This window comes from Campylobacter concisus (assembly GCF_902460625.1).
In the GTDB taxonomy this organism is placed as follows: Bacteria; Campylobacterota; Campylobacteria; order Campylobacterales; family Campylobacteraceae; genus Campylobacter_A; species Campylobacter_A concisus_AD.
The window spans coordinates 83,925-104,185 of the sequence record NZ_CABPUT010000006.1 but is presented as its reverse complement, the minus strand read 5'-3'; the positions used below and the strand labels follow the sequence as shown (position 1 = coordinate 104,185).

23 protein-coding genes and 2 pseudogenes are annotated in these 20,261 nt (G+C 38.2%); 12 read left to right on the top strand and 13 right to left on the bottom strand.

The genetic code is table 11. From position 1 onward, the window contains the following. Positions 1-5 precede the first annotated feature (5 nt). On the bottom strand, positions 6-398 hold the full coding sequence (locus tag F3G69_RS04975; RefSeq protein ID WP_021090625.1) for an NfeD family protein: 393 nt from the start codon (positions 396-398) through the stop codon (positions 6-8). Then, positions 395-1,309 carry an SPFH domain-containing protein gene (locus F3G69_RS04970; protein ID WP_103600497.1) on the bottom strand — a complete coding sequence of 305 codons (915 nt, stop codon included), beginning with the start codon at positions 1,307-1,309 and terminating at the stop codon, positions 395-397. Before F3G69_RS04970 ends, F3G69_RS04975 begins: the two co-directional genes overlap by 4 nt. 80 nt (positions 1,310-1,389) lie before the next feature. On the opposite strand from F3G69_RS04970, the gene F3G69_RS04965 reads away from it, so the two are divergent. The 3 genes from F3G69_RS04965 to F3G69_RS04955 are packed head-to-tail and all read left to right on the top strand — an operon-like array spanning position 1,390 to position 4,267. Next, positions 1,390-1,818, top strand: coding sequence for a copper resistance protein NlpE (locus F3G69_RS04965; RefSeq protein ID WP_149714588.1), 429 nt, complete (start codon positions 1,390-1,392; stop codon positions 1,816-1,818). A gap of 48 nt (positions 1,819-1,866) precedes the next feature. Then, on the top strand, positions 1,867-3,069 hold the full coding sequence (locus F3G69_RS04960) for a copper resistance protein NlpE (protein WP_149714587.1): 1,203 nt from the start codon (positions 1,867-1,869) through the stop codon (positions 3,067-3,069). 1 nt (position 3,070) lies between these two features. Further along, complete coding sequence (locus F3G69_RS04955; RefSeq protein ID WP_149714586.1) at positions 3,071-4,267, top strand: MFS transporter; 1,197 nt, start codon at positions 3,071-3,073, stop codon at positions 4,265-4,267. 49 nt (positions 4,268-4,316) lie between these two features. On the opposite strand, the gene F3G69_RS04950 is transcribed toward F3G69_RS04955, so the two are convergent. The 9 genes and pseudogenes from F3G69_RS04950 to F3G69_RS09290 all read right to left on the bottom strand — a co-directional run. Next, positions 4,317-5,141 carry a CheR family methyltransferase gene (locus tag F3G69_RS04950; RefSeq protein WP_149714585.1) on the bottom strand — a complete coding sequence of 275 codons (825 nt, stop codon included), beginning with the start codon at positions 5,139-5,141 and terminating at the stop codon, positions 4,317-4,319. Continuing rightward, positions 5,128-5,697: a CheB methylesterase domain-containing protein gene (locus F3G69_RS04945; protein ID WP_021090732.1), complete on the bottom strand. Its 570-nt coding sequence runs from the start codon at positions 5,695-5,697 to the stop codon at positions 5,128-5,130. The genes F3G69_RS04950 and F3G69_RS04945 overlap by 14 nt, the downstream gene beginning before the upstream one ends. A 112-nt stretch (positions 5,698-5,809) precedes the next feature. Further along, the gene (locus F3G69_RS04940; protein WP_021090972.1) at positions 5,810-6,070 is read right to left on the bottom strand and encodes a FlhB-like flagellar biosynthesis protein; all 261 of its coding nucleotides are present in this window, start codon (positions 6,068-6,070) and stop codon (positions 5,810-5,812) included. Further along, the gene (gene fliK, locus F3G69_RS04935) at positions 6,070-7,701 is read right to left on the bottom strand and encodes a flagellar hook-length control protein FliK (protein ID WP_188115335.1); all 1,632 of its coding nucleotides are present in this window, start codon (positions 7,699-7,701) and stop codon (positions 6,070-6,072) included. Before fliK ends, F3G69_RS04940 begins: the two co-directional genes overlap by 1 nt. Positions 7,702-7,722: 21 nt before the next feature. Next, a complete protein-coding gene (locus F3G69_RS04930) occupies positions 7,723-8,967 on the bottom strand; it encodes an MFS transporter (protein WP_149714583.1) in 1,245 nt (414 codons plus the stop codon). Further along, complete coding sequence (locus F3G69_RS04925; protein WP_223155878.1) at positions 8,957-9,475, bottom strand: hypothetical protein; 519 nt, start codon at positions 9,473-9,475, stop codon at positions 8,957-8,959. The genes F3G69_RS04930 and F3G69_RS04925 overlap by 11 nt, the downstream gene beginning before the upstream one ends. Next, positions 9,462-9,740: an AtpZ/AtpI family protein gene (locus F3G69_RS04920; RefSeq protein WP_084108504.1), complete on the bottom strand. Its 279-nt coding sequence runs from the start codon at positions 9,738-9,740 to the stop codon at positions 9,462-9,464. Before F3G69_RS04920 ends, F3G69_RS04925 begins: the two co-directional genes overlap by 14 nt. After that, positions 9,740-11,023, bottom strand: a complete 1,284-nt coding sequence (gene hemL / locus F3G69_RS04915) for a glutamate-1-semialdehyde 2,1-aminomutase (RefSeq protein WP_149714582.1) — start codon at positions 11,021-11,023, stop codon at positions 9,740-9,742. Before hemL ends, F3G69_RS04920 begins: the two co-directional genes overlap by 1 nt. A gap of 266 nt (positions 11,024-11,289) precedes the next feature. Continuing rightward, positions 11,290-11,625 (bottom strand): annotated as a pseudogene (locus F3G69_RS09290) (c-type cytochrome); the annotation flags it as partial. Between the two features lie 83 nt (positions 11,626-11,708). Here F3G69_RS09290 and folD point away from each other — a divergent pair. The 3 genes from folD to F3G69_RS04895 are packed head-to-tail and all read left to right on the top strand — an operon-like array spanning position 11,709 to position 14,120. Further along, positions 11,709-12,569 (top strand): bifunctional methylenetetrahydrofolate dehydrogenase/methenyltetrahydrofolate cyclohydrolase FolD, encoded by an 861-nt coding sequence (gene folD, locus F3G69_RS04905; RefSeq protein WP_103560598.1) that lies wholly within the window; start codon positions 11,709-11,711, stop codon positions 12,567-12,569. 2 nt (positions 12,570-12,571) lie between these two features. Further along, positions 12,572-13,477: a signal peptidase I gene (gene lepB, locus F3G69_RS04900; RefSeq protein ID WP_149714580.1), complete on the top strand. Its 906-nt coding sequence runs from the start codon at positions 12,572-12,574 to the stop codon at positions 13,475-13,477. After that, positions 13,464-14,120, top strand: a complete 657-nt coding sequence (locus tag F3G69_RS04895) for a site-2 protease family protein (RefSeq protein WP_149714579.1) — start codon at positions 13,464-13,466, stop codon at positions 14,118-14,120. The genes lepB and F3G69_RS04895 overlap by 14 nt, the downstream gene beginning before the upstream one ends. A gap of 2 nt (positions 14,121-14,122) precedes the next feature. Here the strand turns inward: F3G69_RS04895 and F3G69_RS04890 are convergent. Together F3G69_RS04890 and F3G69_RS04885 are read right to left on the bottom strand one after the other, a co-directional pair. After that, positions 14,123-14,440: pseudogene (locus F3G69_RS04890) on the bottom strand (DUF4139 domain-containing protein); the annotation flags it as partial. A gap of 28 nt (positions 14,441-14,468) precedes the next feature. Further along, on the bottom strand, positions 14,469-15,524 hold the full coding sequence (locus tag F3G69_RS04885) for a hypothetical protein (protein ID WP_149714577.1): 1,056 nt from the start codon (positions 15,522-15,524) through the stop codon (positions 14,469-14,471). Between the two features lie 110 nt (positions 15,525-15,634). On the opposite strand from F3G69_RS04885, the gene rpiB reads away from it, so the two are divergent. Genes rpiB through ychF form a run of 6 tightly spaced genes read left to right on the top strand, consistent with a single transcriptional unit; the run spans position 15,635 to position 20,118 of the window. Further along, entirely contained in the window at positions 15,635-16,078 is a 444-nt protein-coding gene (gene rpiB, locus F3G69_RS04880; RefSeq protein WP_149714576.1) for a ribose 5-phosphate isomerase B, read from the top strand. Further along, a complete protein-coding gene (locus F3G69_RS04875; RefSeq protein WP_002939538.1) occupies positions 16,075-16,407 on the top strand; it encodes a hypothetical protein in 333 nt (110 codons plus the stop codon). The genes rpiB and F3G69_RS04875 overlap by 4 nt, the downstream gene beginning before the upstream one ends. 20 nt (positions 16,408-16,427) lie before the next feature. Beyond that, positions 16,428-16,976, top strand: coding sequence for an adenine phosphoribosyltransferase (apt, locus tag F3G69_RS04870; RefSeq protein ID WP_149714575.1), 549 nt, complete (start codon positions 16,428-16,430; stop codon positions 16,974-16,976). Between the two features lies 1 nt (position 16,977). Further along, positions 16,978-17,583 (top strand): DedA family protein, encoded by a 606-nt coding sequence (locus F3G69_RS04865; protein WP_021083652.1) that lies wholly within the window; start codon positions 16,978-16,980, stop codon positions 17,581-17,583. Next, entirely contained in the window at positions 17,564-19,015 is a 1,452-nt protein-coding gene (locus F3G69_RS04860) for a leucyl aminopeptidase (protein ID WP_149714574.1), read from the top strand. The genes F3G69_RS04865 and F3G69_RS04860 overlap by 20 nt, the downstream gene beginning before the upstream one ends. Beyond that, positions 19,015-20,118, top strand: a complete 1,104-nt coding sequence (gene ychF / locus F3G69_RS04855) for a redox-regulated ATPase YchF (protein WP_148821280.1) — start codon at positions 19,015-19,017, stop codon at positions 20,116-20,118. The genes F3G69_RS04860 and ychF overlap by 1 nt, the downstream gene beginning before the upstream one ends. Positions 20,119-20,261: the final 143 nt, after the last annotated feature.

Here is a 20,261-nt window from a genome sequence, read left to right as displayed (position 1 = left end):
GCACTTTATTTTAATATAACCTTGTCACCTTTGGTGCCAAGAACCGTCACTTTTTCTCCGTTAGCTAAATTTCCGTCATATTTCCAAAGAGTGCCTTTGAAATAGACCATATTTTCTCTGATCTCGCCAACTCCGGCTTCGTCTAAAAATTCCTCATTAAAGCTCTCTTTTCTAGACATAAATTTGCTCTTTAACGGCGCTTTTAAAAGCACAAGAAGCACGATCGCAATCGCCGCCGTAATTAAAATTTGATAGCTCCAAGCAAAACTAAAACCAAAATTTATAGCTCCAACTACGATAAAAGCTATGCCAAAAAATAGCAAATAAAACGAGAAAAAGATAAACTCGGTGATGCACAAAACCACACCGATTGCTATCATTATAAAAGGGCTGATCACGCCTTATCCTTAGCTAGGAAATTTTTCAAAACACTAAGTGAGCCAATAAGCTCAGCTGCTTCGTAAGGAACTAAAATTTTATCTTTTGAGCTATTTTTAGCTAGCTCGCTAAATGCCCCGACTCTATCGCGCGCGAGCAAAAATTCTGCTGCATTTGCGTTTTTACTCATGCTGTCATTTATCATATCCATGGCCTCTTTTTGAGCCGTTGCTATGGCGATTTGTTCGTATTTTTTCGCATCGGCCATACGCTCTATAGCCTCTGCTTGAAGCACTTTTTCTTGTTTTAGCGCCTCTGCGTTGCGAATTAACGCCTCTTTTTCAGCCAAGGCTTTTAGCTCGATCGCACGTTTTTCACGCTCAGCTTTCATCTGCATATTCATCGCCTCTTCGATGCCAAGTGGGACAGAAATTTCAGAAATTTCTACACGCATGATCTTTACGCCCCAGTTGCCAGCTGCGTCGCCAAGAGCCACTTGAAGTGCAGCATTTAGGCGGTCACGTGAGCTTAGTGTATCATCAAGATTCATCGCACCTATCTCACCACGAAGCGTTGTCATGGCCAAATTTGCAATGGCGCGTTTGTAGTTATCTACGTTATAAACCGCCATTTTTGCGTCAAAGACCTTTAAAAAGACGATGCCATCGACGCTTATGTTGACGTTATCTTTTGTGATGACTTGCTGTTTTGTGATGTCTACAAGCTGCTCTTTTACGGTGATTATCGCTCTTATTTGATCGACAAATGGTATGATTATGTGAAATCCGCCATCAAGCACTTTGTGAAATTTGCCAAGTCGCTCAATGAGTAGATTATCAGCTTGTGAGACAATCTTGATACCAGCCTTTAAAAACAAGAACGCAAAGATAACCAGAACTACGACTAAAACGCCAAATGCTTCGATTTGCATTTTTACTCCTTTAATTTATAATTTGTTATTTTCTTAAGTATTATAATACATTTTAAATTTTATTTTCAAAAAGGATTAGCATGAAAAATTTTATTTTTGCACTAAGTGCGGCTCTACTTTTGGCAGGTTGTGCCTCATCTAGCCAAAATGCAAACGTCCCACAAGGCAAATGTGAAGTAAAAAGTAGCTGCGAAGCTCCAATTAGCAGCATCGAGGGCACTTATAAAGCATTTTTACCTTGCGCTAGTTGCATGGGTGTTGATTCACGCTTAACATTAAAAAAAGATGGTACATTTGAAAGCGTAATGGACTACAAGTCAAAAGACAACTACAAAGCTGTTAGTAAAGGCAAATACTCAATCGAAAATGGTGTGATAACAACGATTGATGAGTATAAAGAAAAGAGCTTTTATAAAATAGAAGGTGAGAACCTAAAAATGTTAGATATGGATAAAAAAGAGGTCGCTGGCGAGCTAAAAGATAAATACATCTTTAAACGCATAAAATAAATTTTAAAGGCAAAATGATATAATTTTGCAATTTTTAAGGAGTTGCAAATGAAATATCTTTTTGCCATACTTATCTCATTTTTCATCCTTGGCTGCGCAAAAAATGAAAATTTAGAGCCAAAACAAAACACACAAAATACAGTAAAAGAAGATAAACCGCTAGTTCAGGCAAATACACCCAAAAAGCCAGAAAAGTTAATACTTCCAAACTCAATTTATAGTAGTTTTCACACTATTTTGCCTTGCCCAAATTGCGAAGGCATAAAAACTATCATTACACTAAATAAAGATAAAACCTACACAAAAACAATGCTTACTATGGATAAAGAAGTAAGCTTAGTTGAAAAAAATGGCACATTTGATGTTGATGATAGTGCTATCATTTTAAAAGATGAAAATGGCAATCTTAGCTACTTCACACCAAATAAAAACTCACTTCTTCAGCTTGATGACAAGAAAAATAAGCGAGTTGGCGTGCTAGCTCAAATTTATAATTTTGAACCGGTAAATAAAGCTTACAAAGATAGTTTTTTTGCTAAATTTTATAAATTTAAAAACAAAGATAACTTTTTAGATATCGTAATCGTGCCAAGTAAAAATGGTGCGAAAATAAGTTTTTATTCATCATTAAAAAATGGCTCGCCGCTTTGCGAGTTTAGTTCAGAGCTACTTTACGACAAAGGAATTTTTTACCTTTTAGATGAAAAAGGCATTGCTCTAAGCATACACAGGATAAATAATGCAATTTTTCTAGTAGCAAATGACAAAATTTGTAAAAATGCTCACATAAGCGGACGATATAAAAAAGATAAAGATCAAAAAAATCTCTTTGGTAAAGGCTTTTTTGCAGAGCTGACAAACGAATCAGCAAATAGAGATGTGATAAAAATTTATGGCTCAAAAAACATAAAACGGGATAATACAAAAAAAGAAAACAGCTACATCGTAACAAGCAAAAATGAAAGAATTTTTGAATATACCTTGCTAAATGGCATTATCACAAGCATTGAAATTTACTCTAACGAATTTAAAACTCCAGAAAATATCAGCCTTAAATCAAATTTCAAAGATATAAAAAATTCTCTTGTTATCTCTAAATTTAGTAGTGACAAAAACAATATCTATCTAAAAATAGATAGCCACGATATGTTAATCACACTAAAAAATCCACTTGCCAAAGAGATAACAAGCCTAAACGATATACCAGATGAAACAAAGATAGAGCAAATAACGCTAATGTGGAATCAATAAGTTGAAAGAATATCTTAAACTTTTAAAAGAAGAGAAAAATTTTCGCCTCTTAAGCATCATTCAGCTTATATGCTATTTTGGCGTATGGTTTTCGCACACAGGTATTTTTACCCTTCTTATCAAGCTTGACGCTCCTGTTTGGGCGATCACGCTAAGTGCGGCGATGGCATTTATCCCAGGTGTTGTCATAGCTCCATTTAGTGGAATTTTAGTTGATAAATTTAGCCCAAAGCCAATGCTTGTCATCATGATGGCAGTTGAGACGATAAGCGTTTTTATGCTTCTTTTTATAGACTCACTTGATTTTTTATGGCTACTTTTACTCATCATTTTTGTTAGAAATGGCACTGGCGGAATGTATTTTCAAGTAGAGATGAGCGTGCTGCCAAAAATTTTAAGCAAAGAAAATCTCAAACTCGCAAACGAGATCCACTCTATCATCTGGGCGGTCTCATACACTGCTGGTATGGGGCTAGCTGGAGTTTATATACATTTTTTTGGGATAAAAAGCGCATTTTTGCTTGATGGCATACTATACATTCTTAGCTTTGGATTTTTATATTTTTTAAATTTACAAGGTCTAAAGCCAGAATTTATAGAAAAACCACTAAAAATGCTAAAAAATGGCCTTATGTATTTAAAAGAAAACAGACTTATCGTGCACCTTATATTTTTGCACGCCTTTGTTGGCATTACTGCTTATGACGCGCTTATAGCACTTTTGGCTGATTACAAATATGCAAATTTACTCTCGACATCGCTAATTATAGGGCTATTAAATACCTCAAGATCCATTTCACTTATGTTTGCTCCAGCCATACTTAGTAAATTTATAAATAAAAATACGCTTATTTTCGTATATATCGGTCAAGGTCTTGGTATTATCATTTGGGCTTTATCGCTTTGGAATTTTTATCTATCGCTTATTGGCATTATCTTCGCTGGATTTTGCACATCAAGTCTTTGGAGCTACACCTATACGATGCTTCAGCAAAACTGCAAAAAAGAATTTTATGGCCGAGTGATTGCATATAACGATATGATTTTTCTTGGCTTTAGCGCTCTCATTTCATTTATCATTGGTCTGCTTTATGATATTGGACTTAGCGTTGAGATGATTGCAAGTTTTATGGGAAGCCTCTTTTTTGTAGGGGCTTTTTACTATCACATAGTATTAAAAAGCTACAAAATAAGGTAATTGATTTTAAATTAAGTCGCCTAAGCTCAAAAGGCGACTTGGTAAATTTTTATTTTTTTAGATAGTAGGTAGTTCCATTTGAAAAGCGCTTTTCATAAGCTGGAGTGTAAGGCACAAGATCAGCGTGCCCAGCGTAAAGCCTACCATCTGGCTTAAGCAATTTATGAAGTCTCTCAACACATTTTAATCTAAAATCATCATCAAAATAGATCATCATATTTCTTGAAAGCACGATATCAAATTTTCCTAGATTAAAAATAGCATCATCAAAAACATTTAAAATTTTAAACTCACACCTTGGTAAGTTTTCTTTTTTTATCTTAAATTTATCATCGACTTTTGTAAAAAATCTCTCTTTTTGAAAATCGCTTAACCTATGCAAGCTTCTCTCACTAAAAATGCCGTTTTGACAGCTTGCTATGGCTTCTGAGTTTATGTCTATACCTACGATTGAAATTTCATGCTGTTTAAATCCCATCTCATAAGCAAGCATTGCGAGCGAATATGACTCATCTCCAGTAGAGCAAGGAGCACACAAAATTCTAGCTCCTCCAAGCTCCTTTGCGTAATATATCACATCTTTAAGTTGAGGCAACTCTCTATAAAAATAAGTCTCATTTACAGTTACTAGATTTAAAATATCTTGTCGCAAGCTTGAGTTATATCTTATCATCGAAACAAGATCTTTAAAGCTTTTTATCTGGCGATCTCTAATAAAAATGGTAATTCGCTGCAATGTAATATCTATCTTTGGCTCCAGATCAACTCCGCAAAGAGTTTTGATAACGTTCATAAATTCATTAAAACTATCCATATCTTGTGAAGTATTTGTTTGCATTGTTTTTGTATCTTTTGCGTCATTAGTTAATAGCATTTAAAAAATCCTCCAGCTCTTTTTTTATCATAGTTAGGTTTAATGATTTTAAGCTTTGATTTAGCTCCTTTGCACGTTTTGGCATACCATAAACTATCGCGCTCTCTTCATTTTCAGCTATACATTTTGCTCCAGCCTTATAAAGCTTATCAAGCCCAGATGCACCATCATCTCCGATGCCAGTTAGCAAGATAGCTAAGACATTTGCGCTTTTACAAATTCCTACTCCAGATTTAAACAACACATCAACATTTGGCGTATATATAGTCTTTTCTTCTGTATTTGGTTTTGCACTGATTGGTAAATTTGGTGATACCACTACATTTTGCTCGCAAACATATACGGTATTTTCTTTTAAAATTTTCCTCTCATTTAAAATTTCAACATCCAAGCCACACTCTTTTCCGATTTGCATAGCAAAAGAGTTTATAAACATTTTATTCATGTGCTGGGCTATCACGATAATAGCTCCATTTAGTTTTACGTTTTTTAGTAACTTTTTTAAATGCCCAGGCCCGCCAGTAGATGCCCCTATTAATATTAATTTTTGTGCCACAAATAGCCTTTAAAATTTTAATTTAATATTTAGCTTACGCCACTTTTTTGTATATCGTCAATATCCTTGCCACTCTTTATATGCCTTGCTAATTTTTAAGCAAATTTATAGATCATTTCTTTGTGATCTTATATAAAAAGCTAAAAATTTCAGCAACAGCTTTATATAAATTTGGTGGAATTTCTTGATCAACTTCAACCTTGCTTAAAATTTCAATAAGGTCAGGATCCTCTTTGATCGGTATATCATGCTCTTTTGCAAGATCAATTATTCTATTTGCTATCTCACCAGCGCCACTAGCCAGCACTCTTGGAGCATTATCTTTAGATCTGTTGTAGCCAAGAGCTACTGCTTTTTTCTTATTTACTTGCATTAAATTTTCTTATCAAAGCCCACATCAAGGCCACCAAATTTTTTAAATCTATCATTTAGCTTTACTTTTGACAAAGTTTTGATATTAAAGTTTGAAACTATGAGTCCTAGCTTTGATATTGCTTGTTTTAATTCGCTAGAGTTTGAGAGGATTAGCTCCTTAAACTCATTTGTTTGCGTAGCTACCGAGAGGTCAATATATCTTTTATCAATAAGTCCAACCATCACATTTATCTGTCCAAATTTCTTAAAATTTAGATCGATCTGAGCGTAAAATTTATCCTTTTTGCCTTGCTTAAATGCGATATTTCCACCCTCAACGCCGTCCCAAATATAAGGCATATAGGTTTGAATCCCGCCTTGAAGGCTTGATATCATTTGATGCATCTCGATCTGCGAAATCATCTTATTTGCAGCATTTACGCTTTGCGGGTTTTGACTCTTTTCACTGATATTTAAAAGCGTACTTTTTATATCTTGGCTTAGCACCTTTGAAATTTCGCCACTATTTTTAGTCGTAATGTTATTTATGTCGTTTGTAGCGAGATTTAGTTGTTTTAAAAGCGCCTTGCTCTCACTTAGTTCATTTTTAGCCAAACTTGCCTTAGCATCAGCAAGACTTAGGCTATGAGCAAGACGTCTCGCCGCGCTTTGGAGCTTATCTTGTAAGCTGCCATCCTTTGAAACATCGCTCATCTCATTAAACGCTTTTACAAGCCCTGCTTCATCGCCTATGTTATTTAGCGTTTTTAGATCATTTTTTATGCCATCAAGGATAGTTTTTAGCTCTTTGTGATTTTGGCTAAAACCAAAATTTTGATTTAGCTTTTCATTTGCTAGGCTTGCGACTTTCTCGCTTAAATTTGAGATGAAATTTTGCATTTTGCCTATTTGATTTTTTACTAGCTCGCCATTTTGATCTTTTGAAAAATTTTTATCTAAAAATTTAACCACACTATCAAGCTTATCAACATCTTTTAAAAGGGTTTTTATGTTTGAGTTATCAAGGATGTTTTTTGCATCATTGCTCGCTTTTTCAAGTATAGAAGCAAGCTTTGAAAAAGAGTTTTGATTGTCTAATTTTTCATCATTTAGGGTTAAAATTTGATTTAGCAAATTCCCGCTTGAGAGATTTTTTATATCGCTTAGTAGCTTCTGAACCGAGCTTGGAAGCTTTTCTGGACTAAGTGCATCTTTTAAATTTGCTTCAAGCATTACGCCTGAGTTTTTGATCTGGTCATTTAGTGAGCCAGCTTTTAGATCGGCTATTGGTTTTAGAAATTCTTTTAGTTTTAGAGCAAGGCTCTTTATCTCAGGGCTTTCGTTTTGCGCAGCTTCTGCCTCTAAGCTTTTGGTAAGGTCTGATAGCTCGCTGGCTAAATTTGGAGCGATCTTCGTATCTTTTGCCTGAGATAAAATTTGTTCAGCCTTGCTAAGACTTGAAGCGCTTTTTAGATCATCAAGCACTCTTGCAACGAGTTTTCCAACATTATCAAGTGTCTCTGAAATGCTCTGTTCACTAGGCGTTTGTACGCTTGGCTGATTTTTAAAAAGCGAGCCTTCATTTTTACGAACTGGCACATTTTGAGTAGTATTTTGTCCGGTTTGAACCGAAGTGTTTGATATATTCAAAGAATTTCCTACGTTCATTTTCTACTTTTTATCTTCTCTATCGGCAAAATTTCCATTTTGCTCAATAGTAGCTATGCCAGCCGTCCTTGCAACGAGCCTATCGTTATACTCTTTTCTCATGTGCTGTGGTATTGTCTTTTGCGTTAGTGCAAATAAAATAAGTCCAGCAAAAAGCACCAAATAAACATAGATAAAGCCAAATGCTCCAAAAATTTTCATCGCATAGCTCATAAGAAGCGGCGAGAAAAGCGAAGCCAAAGAGTAGCTAAATAGTAAAGCACGTGCGACTTGCACGCTCTTTGTCTTGTCTGTGATCTCGTCATTTGCCCTAGCTAAAGAAAGTCCATATGTGCAAAAAATTCCAGCCCCAAAAAAGAATGAAAGCAGATATTCAACCGTTAAATTTTTGCCATTTAGTAAAAACAAAACTGCGCTTATTAAAGCCACGCTGCTACAAAGCAAGATAGCTGGCCTTCTGCCATATCTATCAGAGAAACTACCGATAAAAACTTGAGCTAAAAAGCCTCCGATCATCGCAACCGTCATAAAAAATGACGCCTCTTTTGTGCCGTATCCTTGAAGTAAGACAAAAAGGCTTGCCATCGAAAAAAAGCCGTTTATTGCTAAGCCTGCAATGAGCGCTCCAACAAGAGCGAGCGGGACTATGCCAAAAATTTTTGGGATATTTATGGGCTGACGCTCTGGGATTTGAGGCTGATTTATACGGATCAAATTTAATGGAATGCTTGAGAGCATGATAAAAGCCGCACTTATAATGAAAATTTCAAAGGTATTAAGATCAAGTGCTAAGATCAAAATGCCAAGTCCAAAACTCGTGTAAAAAACGCCTTCGTAAAAGGCAATCACGCGAGATCTTATTTTATTTGGAATTTTTGCATTTAGCCAGCTTTCTATAACCATCAAAAGCGCGTAGTAGCAATATCCCAAAAATGCACGCAATATCGCCCAAAATACTAAATTTTGATTTACCGCATGAAGCATAGCTGAGACTGCAAAAATAGCTGAAAAGATGGCAAATGCTCTAATGTGGCCAGTAGTTGAGATGACTCTGTGAGCTGTAATGGTGCTAATTAACGCACCCACAAAAAAGCCCGTGTTAATTAATCCGATCTCTAGCTCACCCACTCCGTTTTGCTTAAGAAGTGCGCTACAAGATGCGATGACTAAACCATTTCCGATAAAAAGCAAACTCATGCCCAAAAATAGCGGTCCCATCGAGCGGATGATCCTAAAGCTACTTGCCATCAGTATCCTTTATGGTATTAAATTTATTCTCCATAAGCCCAAAAACAAATGCACCAATAGGCATCGGAGCAAGCCCAACTAAAAAACCAGACGCATTTAGTAAATTTTCATTTTTTAAAAAAATGAATCCAAAAAAAAGTATCGCATAAGACACCAAGCGGTAAGGCATAAAGGCTGCTGCAAAACTTTTATCTTTAAATGAAAATTTCTGCTTTTTTAGCCTTACTTTTTCATCTTTTAGGCTAAGCTCTTTTGCCTCATTTTGGGGCAAAATTTCATCCTCTTCGTCCTCTTCTTCTATCTTGGCTAAAATTTCATCTCTTGCATTTTCTAACCTTGAGTTTATACGGTTTTTGTAGGCAAAAAAACTAGCCGTTAAGATGATAAGCGAGGCAAAAAATGAAATTTGCGAGCTTATAAAAAATTGATTTGATATAAATTTGCCAACCACGCTAAGAGCTAGCCAAAGCGCAAAATAGCAAATCAAAAGTCTACTAATCGTCCTCATCATCGTCTTTTGTGTAGCCTTTGTATCTGCTTTCATCTTTTAGCTCATCTAGGCTTTTTATCTGCGCTTTGTAAGCTTTATAGACGTTTAAAATAGCAGCTGCAATACCGATAGCAAAGCCTATCCAAAGAGCTGGCGTGAAATTTGTAGCCTTTTTTACAAAATACCCAAGTCCGGTGCCAAGCAAGATCGCAACTACGATTGAAACGCCAAGGCTTAGCTGCTCAGCACCCGCTACGATATCTTTTATCTTAAATTTTGCCATTAGGCTTTTATCTCCAAAAATGCCTCTTTAGCTGCATTTACCGCTAGATCGATATCCGCCTCACTCATCGCATCGCAAACAAATCCAGTCTCAAACTGACTTGGAGCTAGATAAATTCCACGCTTAAGCATAGCTTGGTGAAATTTAGCAAATAGCTTTGTATCGCTCTTTAGAGCATCGTCGTAGTTTTTCACAACGTGATCTGTAAAAAAGTAGCCAAACATAGAGCCACGAACATCAGTTTGGATGGTGATGCCAGCACTCTTTGCAGCCTCTTTAAAGCCGTCCATTAGTTTTATGGCAAGCTTTTCAAGCCTAGCGTATAAATTTAGATCACTATTTATCTTAGAAATCGCTGCTATGCCAGCACTCATCGCTACTGGGTTGCCACTTAGTGTGCCTGCTTGATAGACAGCGCCATCAGGACTTAAGCAGTCCATTATCTTAGCCTTGCCGCCAAATGCAGCGACGTTCATGCCTCCGCCTATAACCTTGCCAAATGTGATGAGATCAGCGTCCACTTCGTGAAATGGATATGAGCCAAGGCGTGAGGCTCTAAAGCCACTCATAACCTCATCAAGGATAAGCACAGCTCCAAATTTATCGCAAAGTGTTCTAAGCTCCTCTAAAAATTTCTTATCAGCTGGCACAAGCCCCATATTTCCTGCAATTGGCTCGATTATGACGACGCCTATTTTGTCTTTATTATTTTCAAAGATAGCTTTTACGCTCTCAATATCGTTATAAACTGCTAGATAGGTGTTTTTAACAACATCTTGTGGTACGCCGCTGCTTGAAGCGTTGCCGTATGTCGTAGCGCCACTTCCTGCTTTGATAAGAAGTGCATCGCTGTGTCCGTGATAGCAGCCTTCAAATTTTATTAGTCCATCTTTTTTAGCATATCCTCTAGCCACTCTGATAGCGCTCATAGTGGCCTCTGTGCCAGAGCTTACGAAGCGAATTTTATCTATTTGTTTAAACTCATCACATATTAGCTTTGCTAGAGCTGTCTCTTTTGGTGATGGAGCGCCGTAAGAAACGCCTTGTTTTACAGCAGAGATGATCGCCTCTTCGATATCTTTGTCGCAGTGGCCAAATATGAGCGGTCCCCAGCTTTGGATAAAGTCAAGATATTTTTTACCCTCGACGTCGTATAGATAAGCGCCCTTTGCGTGATCTATCATTACAGGCTCACCGCCAACGCTTCCAAATGCACGAACAGGCGAATTTACACCACCTGGGATATATTTTTTGGCTTCGCTAAATGCCTCTTTATTTGTCATTTTTTATCCTTTTGATTTTGTATTTTTAAATTTGTCTTTTGATTATCTTTTGGGTTTGCAGTTGGTTTTGCTGGCGACTTTGGTGCTTGCGTAGTAGCAGTTTTTGCTGACTCAGCTGGCTTAGCCGTGGTAGTTTTAGCTGGCTCTGTAACCTTTGTAGCAGGAGCGGCTTTAGTAGATTGCTCTGGCTGTTTTTGCGTCGTATCAGTGGAAACTGGCTTGTTTAAATTTTGTGCTTTTGCTGCTTTTGAAGGAGTATTTATCTTATTTGTAATGTATTCATAAAGAATCGTAGTCTCCTCGTCTGTCAAAAAATAGCTTGGCATGACACCTTTTGGCTTAGTTAGAGCGGCTTTAAAGCTTTCAAAATCTATATCATTTATCTTTGGTGCTCTAAGCTCATCGTCAACCGTTTTGTTTGTCTTTTTGTCAAAGTGTTTGTATTTGGAGATTAGACTGCCCTCGCCCTTTGTGCCGTGACATTTATCGCATCCTATGCCGCGTGGATTTAGGTAGAGCATCTTGGCGTACTCGGTCTTTGTGATAAAATCAGCTCCAAAAATCGCCACACAAAAAAACAAAATCAAAAAAACAGACCGCATAAACCTCTCTTTTAAAAATTTAATTTAATTTTAGGTATGATACCACCCTTGTGATTAAAAAAGCTTTTAAATAAGGATCCAATATGAAAATTTTAGACGGCAAAGCCGTATCTTTAAAGGTCAAGGAAAGCGTAAAAGTAAGAGCTGAAGAACTAAAAAAATTTGGCATAGAGCCAACCCTAGCTGTTATCTTGGTAGGCGAAGATAAAGCATCTCAAACATACGTTAGAGCCAAAGAAAAAGCCTGCAACGAATACGGCATAAAAAGTGTAGCTCACCGTCTAAGCGAAAATACAACTCAAGCAGAGCTTCTAGCGCTTATAAATGTGCTAAATTTAGACGATAGCATCCATGGAATTTTAGTACAGTTGCCACTTCCAAAACATATAGATACAAATACCGTTTTAGCAACGATCGATCCAGCAAAAGACGTAGATGGCTTTCACGCTGTAAATGTCGGCAAACTTGTTAGTGGGCTAGATGGCTTTGTGCCTTGCACACCACTTGGCGTGATGGAAATTTTAAAAGAGTATGGCATTGATGTGGCTGGACTAAACGCGGTGGTGATCGGTAGAAGCAACATTGTTGGCAAGCCTATGGCAAATTTACTTCTAAACGCCTCAGCAACCGTTACCGTGACACATAGCAAGACTAAAAATTTAAAAGAAATTTGCAAAAATGCCGACCTCATCGTCGCAGCCATTGGTAAGCCATTTTTCTTAAAGGCTGACATGGTAAAAGATGGCGCAGTAGTCGTTGATGTGGGCATAAACAGACTTGATGATGGCAGACTTGTAGGCGATGTGGACTTTGACGAGGTCGCACCAAAATGCTCATACATCACGCCTGTTCCTGGGGGCGTAGGTCCGATGACGATTGCGATGCTTTTAAATAACACAATCCTTGCAGCCCAAGCTAAGATAGCTAGCCACAAAAGAGCCTAATAATGAAAAAATTTTTTACTAAATTTTATGACTTTTGCTCGAGCTGGACTGGCACGGTCATCATCGTACTTTTTGTTATATTTTTCATAGCTCAAGCCTTTGTTATCCCGTCTGGTTCGATGAAAAACACGCTTTTGGTTGGTGATTTTTTATTTGCAAAAAAATTTGTTTATGGCATACCAACACCAAGAATTCCGTGGCTTGAGGTAAAAATTTTACCTGAGCTAAATGACAATGGGCATCTTATCACAGGCGATGGTCCGGCAAGAGGCGATATAGTCGTCTTTCGTTATCCAAAAGATGAAAAGACCCACTTTGTAAAACGCTGCTTTGCCACAAGTGAAGATGAGATAGTATTTACCGAAAAAGCCCTCTATCTACGCCCAAAAGAGGGAGATAGCTTTATAAAGGCAAACTGCCGTGAAAATTTAAATGGTAAAGAGAGTAAATTTGGCTACTCATGTAGCGATATAACCGAGCTTGATGGCAAACTTTTCATAAAAGAGCCATATAGGTTTAGCGGCATCCACTATGACGAAAATGTAAATTTATTTGAGCAGATGATTTTCATGCTAAATACAAACAAAGATAGTGTTTTTATGAAGCCAGTGTCCATTAGCTCATTGCCGCAAAATCCAAATTTTAACCTTAATGCATTTTACGTCAAAGTACCAAAGGATGAGTACTTTATGATAGGCGACAACCGCGATCACTCAAATGATAGCCGCTTTTGGGGAAGCGTGGCTTATAAGGACATAGTCGGTCAGCCTTGGTTTATATATTTTAGCTGGGATAAGAACTACAATGTGCGCTGGGAACGTATCGGGCGTTTTGTAGATACGATAGAAAATGATGAGTTTTTCACAAAACAAGCTCTAAAAGAGGGAGAAGTTGATGGACTTCACTAATTTTGACCCTATCAAAGTCGCCACTATCGTCATCTCTTTAATAATCGCCATCGTCGGCCACGAGATCGCTCACGGATATGTCGCTTATAAATTTGGCGACAATACCGCAAAAAGCCTTGGCAGGCTTAGCATAAATCCTATAAAACATATCGACCCAGTTGGCACTATCATCGTGCCGCTGGTGCTTTATCTAAGCACTGGTATGATGTTTGGCTGGGCAAAACCAGTGCCTGTAAATACCTACACGGTCGTGCGAAATGGTGGCTACAAGGCAGCTATCTACGTAAGTCTAGCTGGCATCTGCTACAACGTCATCTTAGGCATTTTATCGCTCTTTGTGTTAAAGGCTTTATTAAATATAGAAACCTTTGAAATTTTACTTCAGTTTTTATTTACGCTTGCGCTTTTAAATTTGATGTTAGCCATCTTTAATCTCTATCCGATCCCGCCACTTGATGGCTTTCACGCGCTCGAGTACGTGCTTAGAAATTTTGGATTTCACGCACTGGCTGAAAAGCTTGAGGGTATCTCAAGATATGGCTTTGTCATCCTTATTGTCATCCTTGTTTCGCCATTAAAAGATAATATCTTGTATCCAATAAAATACGTTTTAGATATCGCAAGCGCCTTTATAAATGGCTAAATTTAGAGCAAATTTGCTCTAAATTTTTGGCTTTGTGATCCTGTAAGAGTACTCTTTTTTAAATTCCTCTTTTGGTGCAAGGCTAAATTTAAGCTCCACCTTGCCATCTTTACTAATATCTTTTTATCAAAGCCCTTTATCTCGACTTTTACCGCCTCGTCAGCAGATACTGGCACGCGATCGACCAAAGTGACATCGACACTTTTACTTGAGTTATTTTTGACACTTATCTCATAGCCCTCTTCGCTTATGCGATCCTTACCAAGAAGCGAGCTCTTTTTAAATTTATTTAAGCGCTCTTTTTTAAGCTCGATTAGCTCGTTTTGTCCTAAAAATAGCTGAGAGGGCTCATCTTTTTGCTTTCATCTCAAACTCGCTTGGACTGCCAATACTCACACCATTAACATAAAACTGCGTTTTAGCTGGCGTTAGATCATCATTTAGCTTAAAGCTAGCTACGTTATATGCCTTTAATGAGCCGTAAAAATCAGCAAAAACGCTAAAATTTGCATCCATTTTTTGCGTATCATAAGTTATATATTTGCTCTCACCTTTTGCTAAATTTATCCCATCTATCTTCCAAATTTTGGCAAACTCATTCTCATCTCTTTGCACACGCATATCAGCGACCTCAGCAGTGACTTTCGCGGCTCTTAGCATATTTTTTGAAGCGCCGTAACCATCAGCCTCCGCCTCACTCTCCTCGTACCAAGGGTAAAACTTGCTTGGAGCAAGCGCTTTTTGATATCTGGTCGGATAGATAGCGAGTTTTAAATTTTTAACTTCACTTGCAAATGGGTTGGTAAGCAAAATTTCTTGTTTTATCAAGATATTTTTGTTTTTTGTGTCTGCATAAATTTCATTTAGCGTCTTTGGCGCCTCATCATCCATGTATGAAAGCGTCGCCTCTTTTGGGTCGCAAGCAAATTTCATATCAAGCTGCAAAAATCCAGCCATCTCGCTCTTTGGCTCATTTTCTTTAAGCGCTTCAAGCTCACTTTTAGCAGCTGAAATTTTCTCGATATTTTCTAGGCTAAATTTATAAAACTCATCAGCTCTTTTTGTCACATCGTTACTTTTGTTTTCTCCTATCAAAGCTTGCTCTATAAACCTGCCTCTTGCTTTTAGTGCCTCAAGCTTGCTACTTAAATTTACAACTTCTTGCCTCCATTTTATGTAACTTGGGTTATCTTCTTCACGGATCTTTTTTAGATTAGCATTCACGTCACAATCGCCATTTATAGTGATACTATCACTCTGTACGCCCTCTGGCACAAAGGCGCTAAAAGAGCTATTTGCGTCGCTAAATTTTTGAGTGATGATGGTTTGATCTTTATAGATCTCTATCAAATTTTCATTTGCAAAGGCTAGCACTGAAGCCATTAAAAAGAGCGTCTTTTTCATATTTTTCCCTTTTAATAATTTCTAAAATTATAGCCTTTTCTCACATGCAAGCAAAATTTTATTTTAATGCAACTTTGACTATAATCTGCAAAAAATTTATTGGATTTTTCATGAAAATAGATAAAATTTTTATAGCCTGCGATCATGCTGGAGTAGAGCTTAAAGCAGAGCTAAAGGAAGTCATAAAAAAGCTTGGACATGAAGTCATTGACCTTGGCACGAATGACAAAAATAGCGTTGATTATCCCGATTATGCGCACTTACTAGCAAGCAAGCTTGAACCTAAATGCTACGGCGTACTCATTTGTGGCACAGGTATCGGCATCTCAATCGCTGCAAACAGGCATGAAAACGTAAGGTGTGCCCTTTGTCACGACGAATTTACTGCAAGACTTGCAAGAGAACATAACGATGCAAATGTTATCGCTTTTGGAGCAAGAGTGATCGGAGCTGGTGTGGCTACAGCAGCACTTGAAACATTTTTAAAGACAGAGTTTGTAGGCGGTAGACATGAAAGAAGAGTCAAAAAAATAGAGCTTAAGGAAGCCAAATGATAGGCGAGTGGATCGTTTTTACCGCTCTTGTTTGTGCTGCGATCTACCTAACTGTCATGGTTTTTTACTTCAAAACGCTTCTAAAAAAAGAGCGTGCGACAAAAGATTTTATGAAAAATAACCTCCAAGACACCGAGGTCGTCATAAGAAAATTTCAGATCCAACTTCAGCGAAGCCTCGGTAACATCGACATCTTAACAGACGAGCTAAACAAAACTAAAAACGACGTGACCTCGCTTCGCACAAGAAATTCCCAGTACCGCTTAGAAAACGACAAGCTAAGACAACGCATACGTGAGCTTGAAGGCAAAATCGAAGCGCTACTATAACCTCAAATTTAAGGAAATTTATGAAAATTTTAGATCAAAAGGGTAAAGAATTTTTACTAAACTCTATTCGCTGCATAAACGACTTTCCAAAGCCTGGCATAGTTTTTCGTGACATCACGACGCTGCTAAATAACAAAAAGGCATTTAACTTTTTGATAGATCATTTGGTGGCTAGATATGAGGACGCAAAGATTGACTATATCGCTGGTATCGAGTCTCGTGGCTTCATTTTTGGCGCAGCGCTTGCAGCAAGGCTAAGGCTACCTTTTGTGCCGATACGCAAGCCAAAAAAACTGCCTTTTATCACGCTTTCTCAAAAATATAGCCTAGAATACGGCGTCGATGAAGTGCAAATTCACATCGATGCTTTTGGAGAAAAAGCGGGTGCAAGAGTACTTTTGATGGACGATCTCATAGCCACAGGAGGCACTGCAAAGGCTTCAGTTGAGCTTATCAATCAAACCAACGCAACCTGCGTTGAAGCGTGCTTTCTCATAGATCTAGTCGATCTAAAAGGGAGCGAAAAACTAAAGTCGCTTACTAAAATTTACAGCGTTTTAGAGGTTTAGAATGGAAGAATTTTTTATAGAACTGCTTAAAGAGTACGGCTACATCATACTTTTTGTCTGGTGTATCATGGAGGGCGAGATGGCCTTAATAATGGCTGGAATTCTCGCTCACACCACGCATATGCATATAGCACTTGCTATCTTTGTGGCTGGACTTGGAGGCTTTGTGGGAGATCAAATTTACTTCTATCTTGGCCGTTACAACAAAAAATACATTGCAAAAAGGCTTCACACGCAGCGGAGAAAATTTGCAGTGGCGCACATAATGCTGAAAAAATACGGCTGGCCAATCATCTTTTTGCAACGCTACATGTATGGCTTTCGTGTCATCATCCCGCTTTGCATAGGGCTTACTGGCTATGACGCTAAAAAATACGCCTTTATAAATTTGATCAGCGCTTGGTGCTGGGCGGCGATCACGACCATACCTGCTTGGATACTTGGCGAGCATATACTTGTGCTTTTGCAAAAAGCAAAAGAGCACTGGTACGTCGCTATCCCAGTGGTTGCTATATTTATGGGGCTTTTGATCTACACATTTAAGCGCATCGAAAATAAAATTTTAAACGAAAGGAGAGATAGAAGACATGCAGTTTCAAATAGTTGATAAAAAAATAAAAGATATAAAAGCTGATATTGAACTAATTTTCGTAGTAGATAAGGACTTAAAACATAAATTTATATGCGATAAAGAGGCTATTAAATTTAACAATTACAAAGGCGATAGCGTCCTTATCCTAAGCGAGGCAAAAAGGGCTTACGTACCACTTTCTAAGCTTGATCTTGACGAGCTAAGAGTTGCAGCAGCTAAAGCTTATAACGCACTAAAGTCTCTAAACATCAAGAGTATAAAGCTAGCTTCATATATAGCAGAGTGTCAAAAACTAAGCTTTGAGGCACTTGCTGAGGGCTTTTTACTTGGAAGCTATGAATTTAACAAATATAAAGAGAAAAAAGAGAGATACACCCTAAAAGAGATCATCTTTTCTACTGAAGAATTTGCTGGCAAAAAGGTCGATCTAAAGGTAGCAAATGAGAGCTTTAAAGAGGCAGAGGTAATAGCAAATGCTACAAATTTTGCAAAAGATATCGTAAATGAAATCCCAGAAATTTATACACCACAAAAGATGGCCGAGGATGCGCAAAATTTAGCCAAAAACATCGCAAGCATAAAGTGCGAGGTCTATGATGAGAAATTTCTAGCAAAAGAGAATATGAACGCATTTTTAGCGGTAAATCGCGCAAGCGTGCATAAACCAAGGCTTATCCACCTAACCTACAAGCCTAAAAAATCTAAAAAATGCATCATTTTTGTCGGCAAAGGTCTAACATACGATAGCGGCGGACTTAGCCTGAAGCCGGCTGATTATATGCTCACTATGAAGTCAGACAAAAGCGGTGCAGCAGCAGCTCTTGGTATCATAAAAGGTGCAGCGGAGTTAAATTTACCATTTGAAATTCACGCCATTTTAGGCGCCACTGAAAATATGATCGGAGGCAACGCTTATAAGCCTGATGACGTGCTAATCTCAAGAAGTGGCATTAGCATAGAGGTTAGAAATACCGACGCAGAGGGACGTTTGGTCTTGGCTGATTGCCTAAGCTACGCACAAGACTTTAAGCCAGACATCCTAATCGACATGGCAACCCTAACTGGCGCTTGCGTCGTGGGACTTGGCGAGTACACGACTGGCATCATGGGCAACAGCGAGAGTCTAAAAAGCGAGTTTAAAAACAAGATAAAAGATAGCGGCGAACTAGCGACTACGCTTGATTTTAATCCTTATCTTAGCGAGCTTATCAAAAGCCAGATCGCAGACGTTAGCAACTGTGCCTCAAGCAGATATGGCGGCGCGATCACAGCTGGCATGTTTCTAGCTAAATTTATCAAAGATGAGTATAAAGATAAGTGGCTACACCTTGATATCGCAGGTCCAGCATACCGTGAAAAGGCTTGGGGATACAACCAAGCAGGCGCGAGTGGAGCGGGCGTTAGGATGAATTTATACTTTCTACAAGCACTTAGTAAGGAGAATTGATGGGACTTTCAGTTGGAATCGTAGGCCTACCAAATGTGGGTAAATCAACGACGTTTAACGCACTTACAAAGGCGCAAAATGCCGAGAGTGCGAACTATCCATTTTGTACGATCGAGCCAAACAAAGCCATTGTGCCAGTGCCTGATAAGCGCCTAAATGAGCTTGCAAAAATAGTAAGTCCAAATAAAATTCAGTATTCAACCATCGAATTTGTCGATATCGCAGGTCTTGTAAAGGGTGCAAGCTCAGGCGAGGGGCTTGGCAATAAATTTTTATCAAACATCAGAGAAACCGAGCTTATCTTACACATCGTTCGCTGCTTTGAAGATGAAAATATTACTCACGTCGAGGGCAGTGTCGATCCGGTAAGAGACATCGAGATCATTCAAACCGAACTGATACTAGCCGACATCGAGCAGCTAAACAAAAAGATAGAAAAGCTCACAAGAGAGGCGAAAGCAAACGCAAAAGGCGCAAAAGAAGTGCTTGAGATAGCAAATTTACTTTTGGCTCACCTAAATGAAGGTAAAAGCGCAAGTAGCTTTGAGCAAAGAGATAGTGAGGCGTTTTTAGCGCTCAACAAAGAGCTAAGGCTTTTAAGCGCCAAAGAGGTAGTTTATGGTGCAAACGTTGATGAAGAAGGGCTTAGCGAAGATAATAAATTTGTAAAAGCACTAAGAGAGTACGCAAAAGCCTCAGACCACGAGGTGATCAAGCTTTGCGCAAAAGTCGAAGAGGAGCTAATAGGTCTAAGCGACGAGGAGGCTCACGAGTTTTTAGCCTCTCTTGGCACGAGCGAAAGCGGTCTTGAAAAGATCATAAGAACGTCTTTTGCAAAGCTAAATTTGATAAGCTATTTCACTGCTGGCGTCGTGGAAGTTAGAGCTTGGACGATCACAAATGGCTGGAAAGCGCCGAAAGCAGCAAGCGTCATTCACAACGACTTTGAGAGGGGCTTTATTAGAGCTGAAGTAATAGGCTACGAGGATTACATCGCACATGGCGGTGAAAACGGAGCCAAAGAGGCTGGCAAAATGAGACTTGAGGGCAAAGACTACATCGTACAAGATGGCGATGTTATGCACTTTAGGTTTAATGTTTAAATTTAGCCCTCTTTTGGGCTAAATAGTCAAAAAATATTTAATCCTTGGGCTACATAAGGTAAATTAAAACTTCCTTATTATAGTTGATAAAAATTCTTTTAAAAATATACTAAGTCATATCGTATTATTAATATCTTTATTGA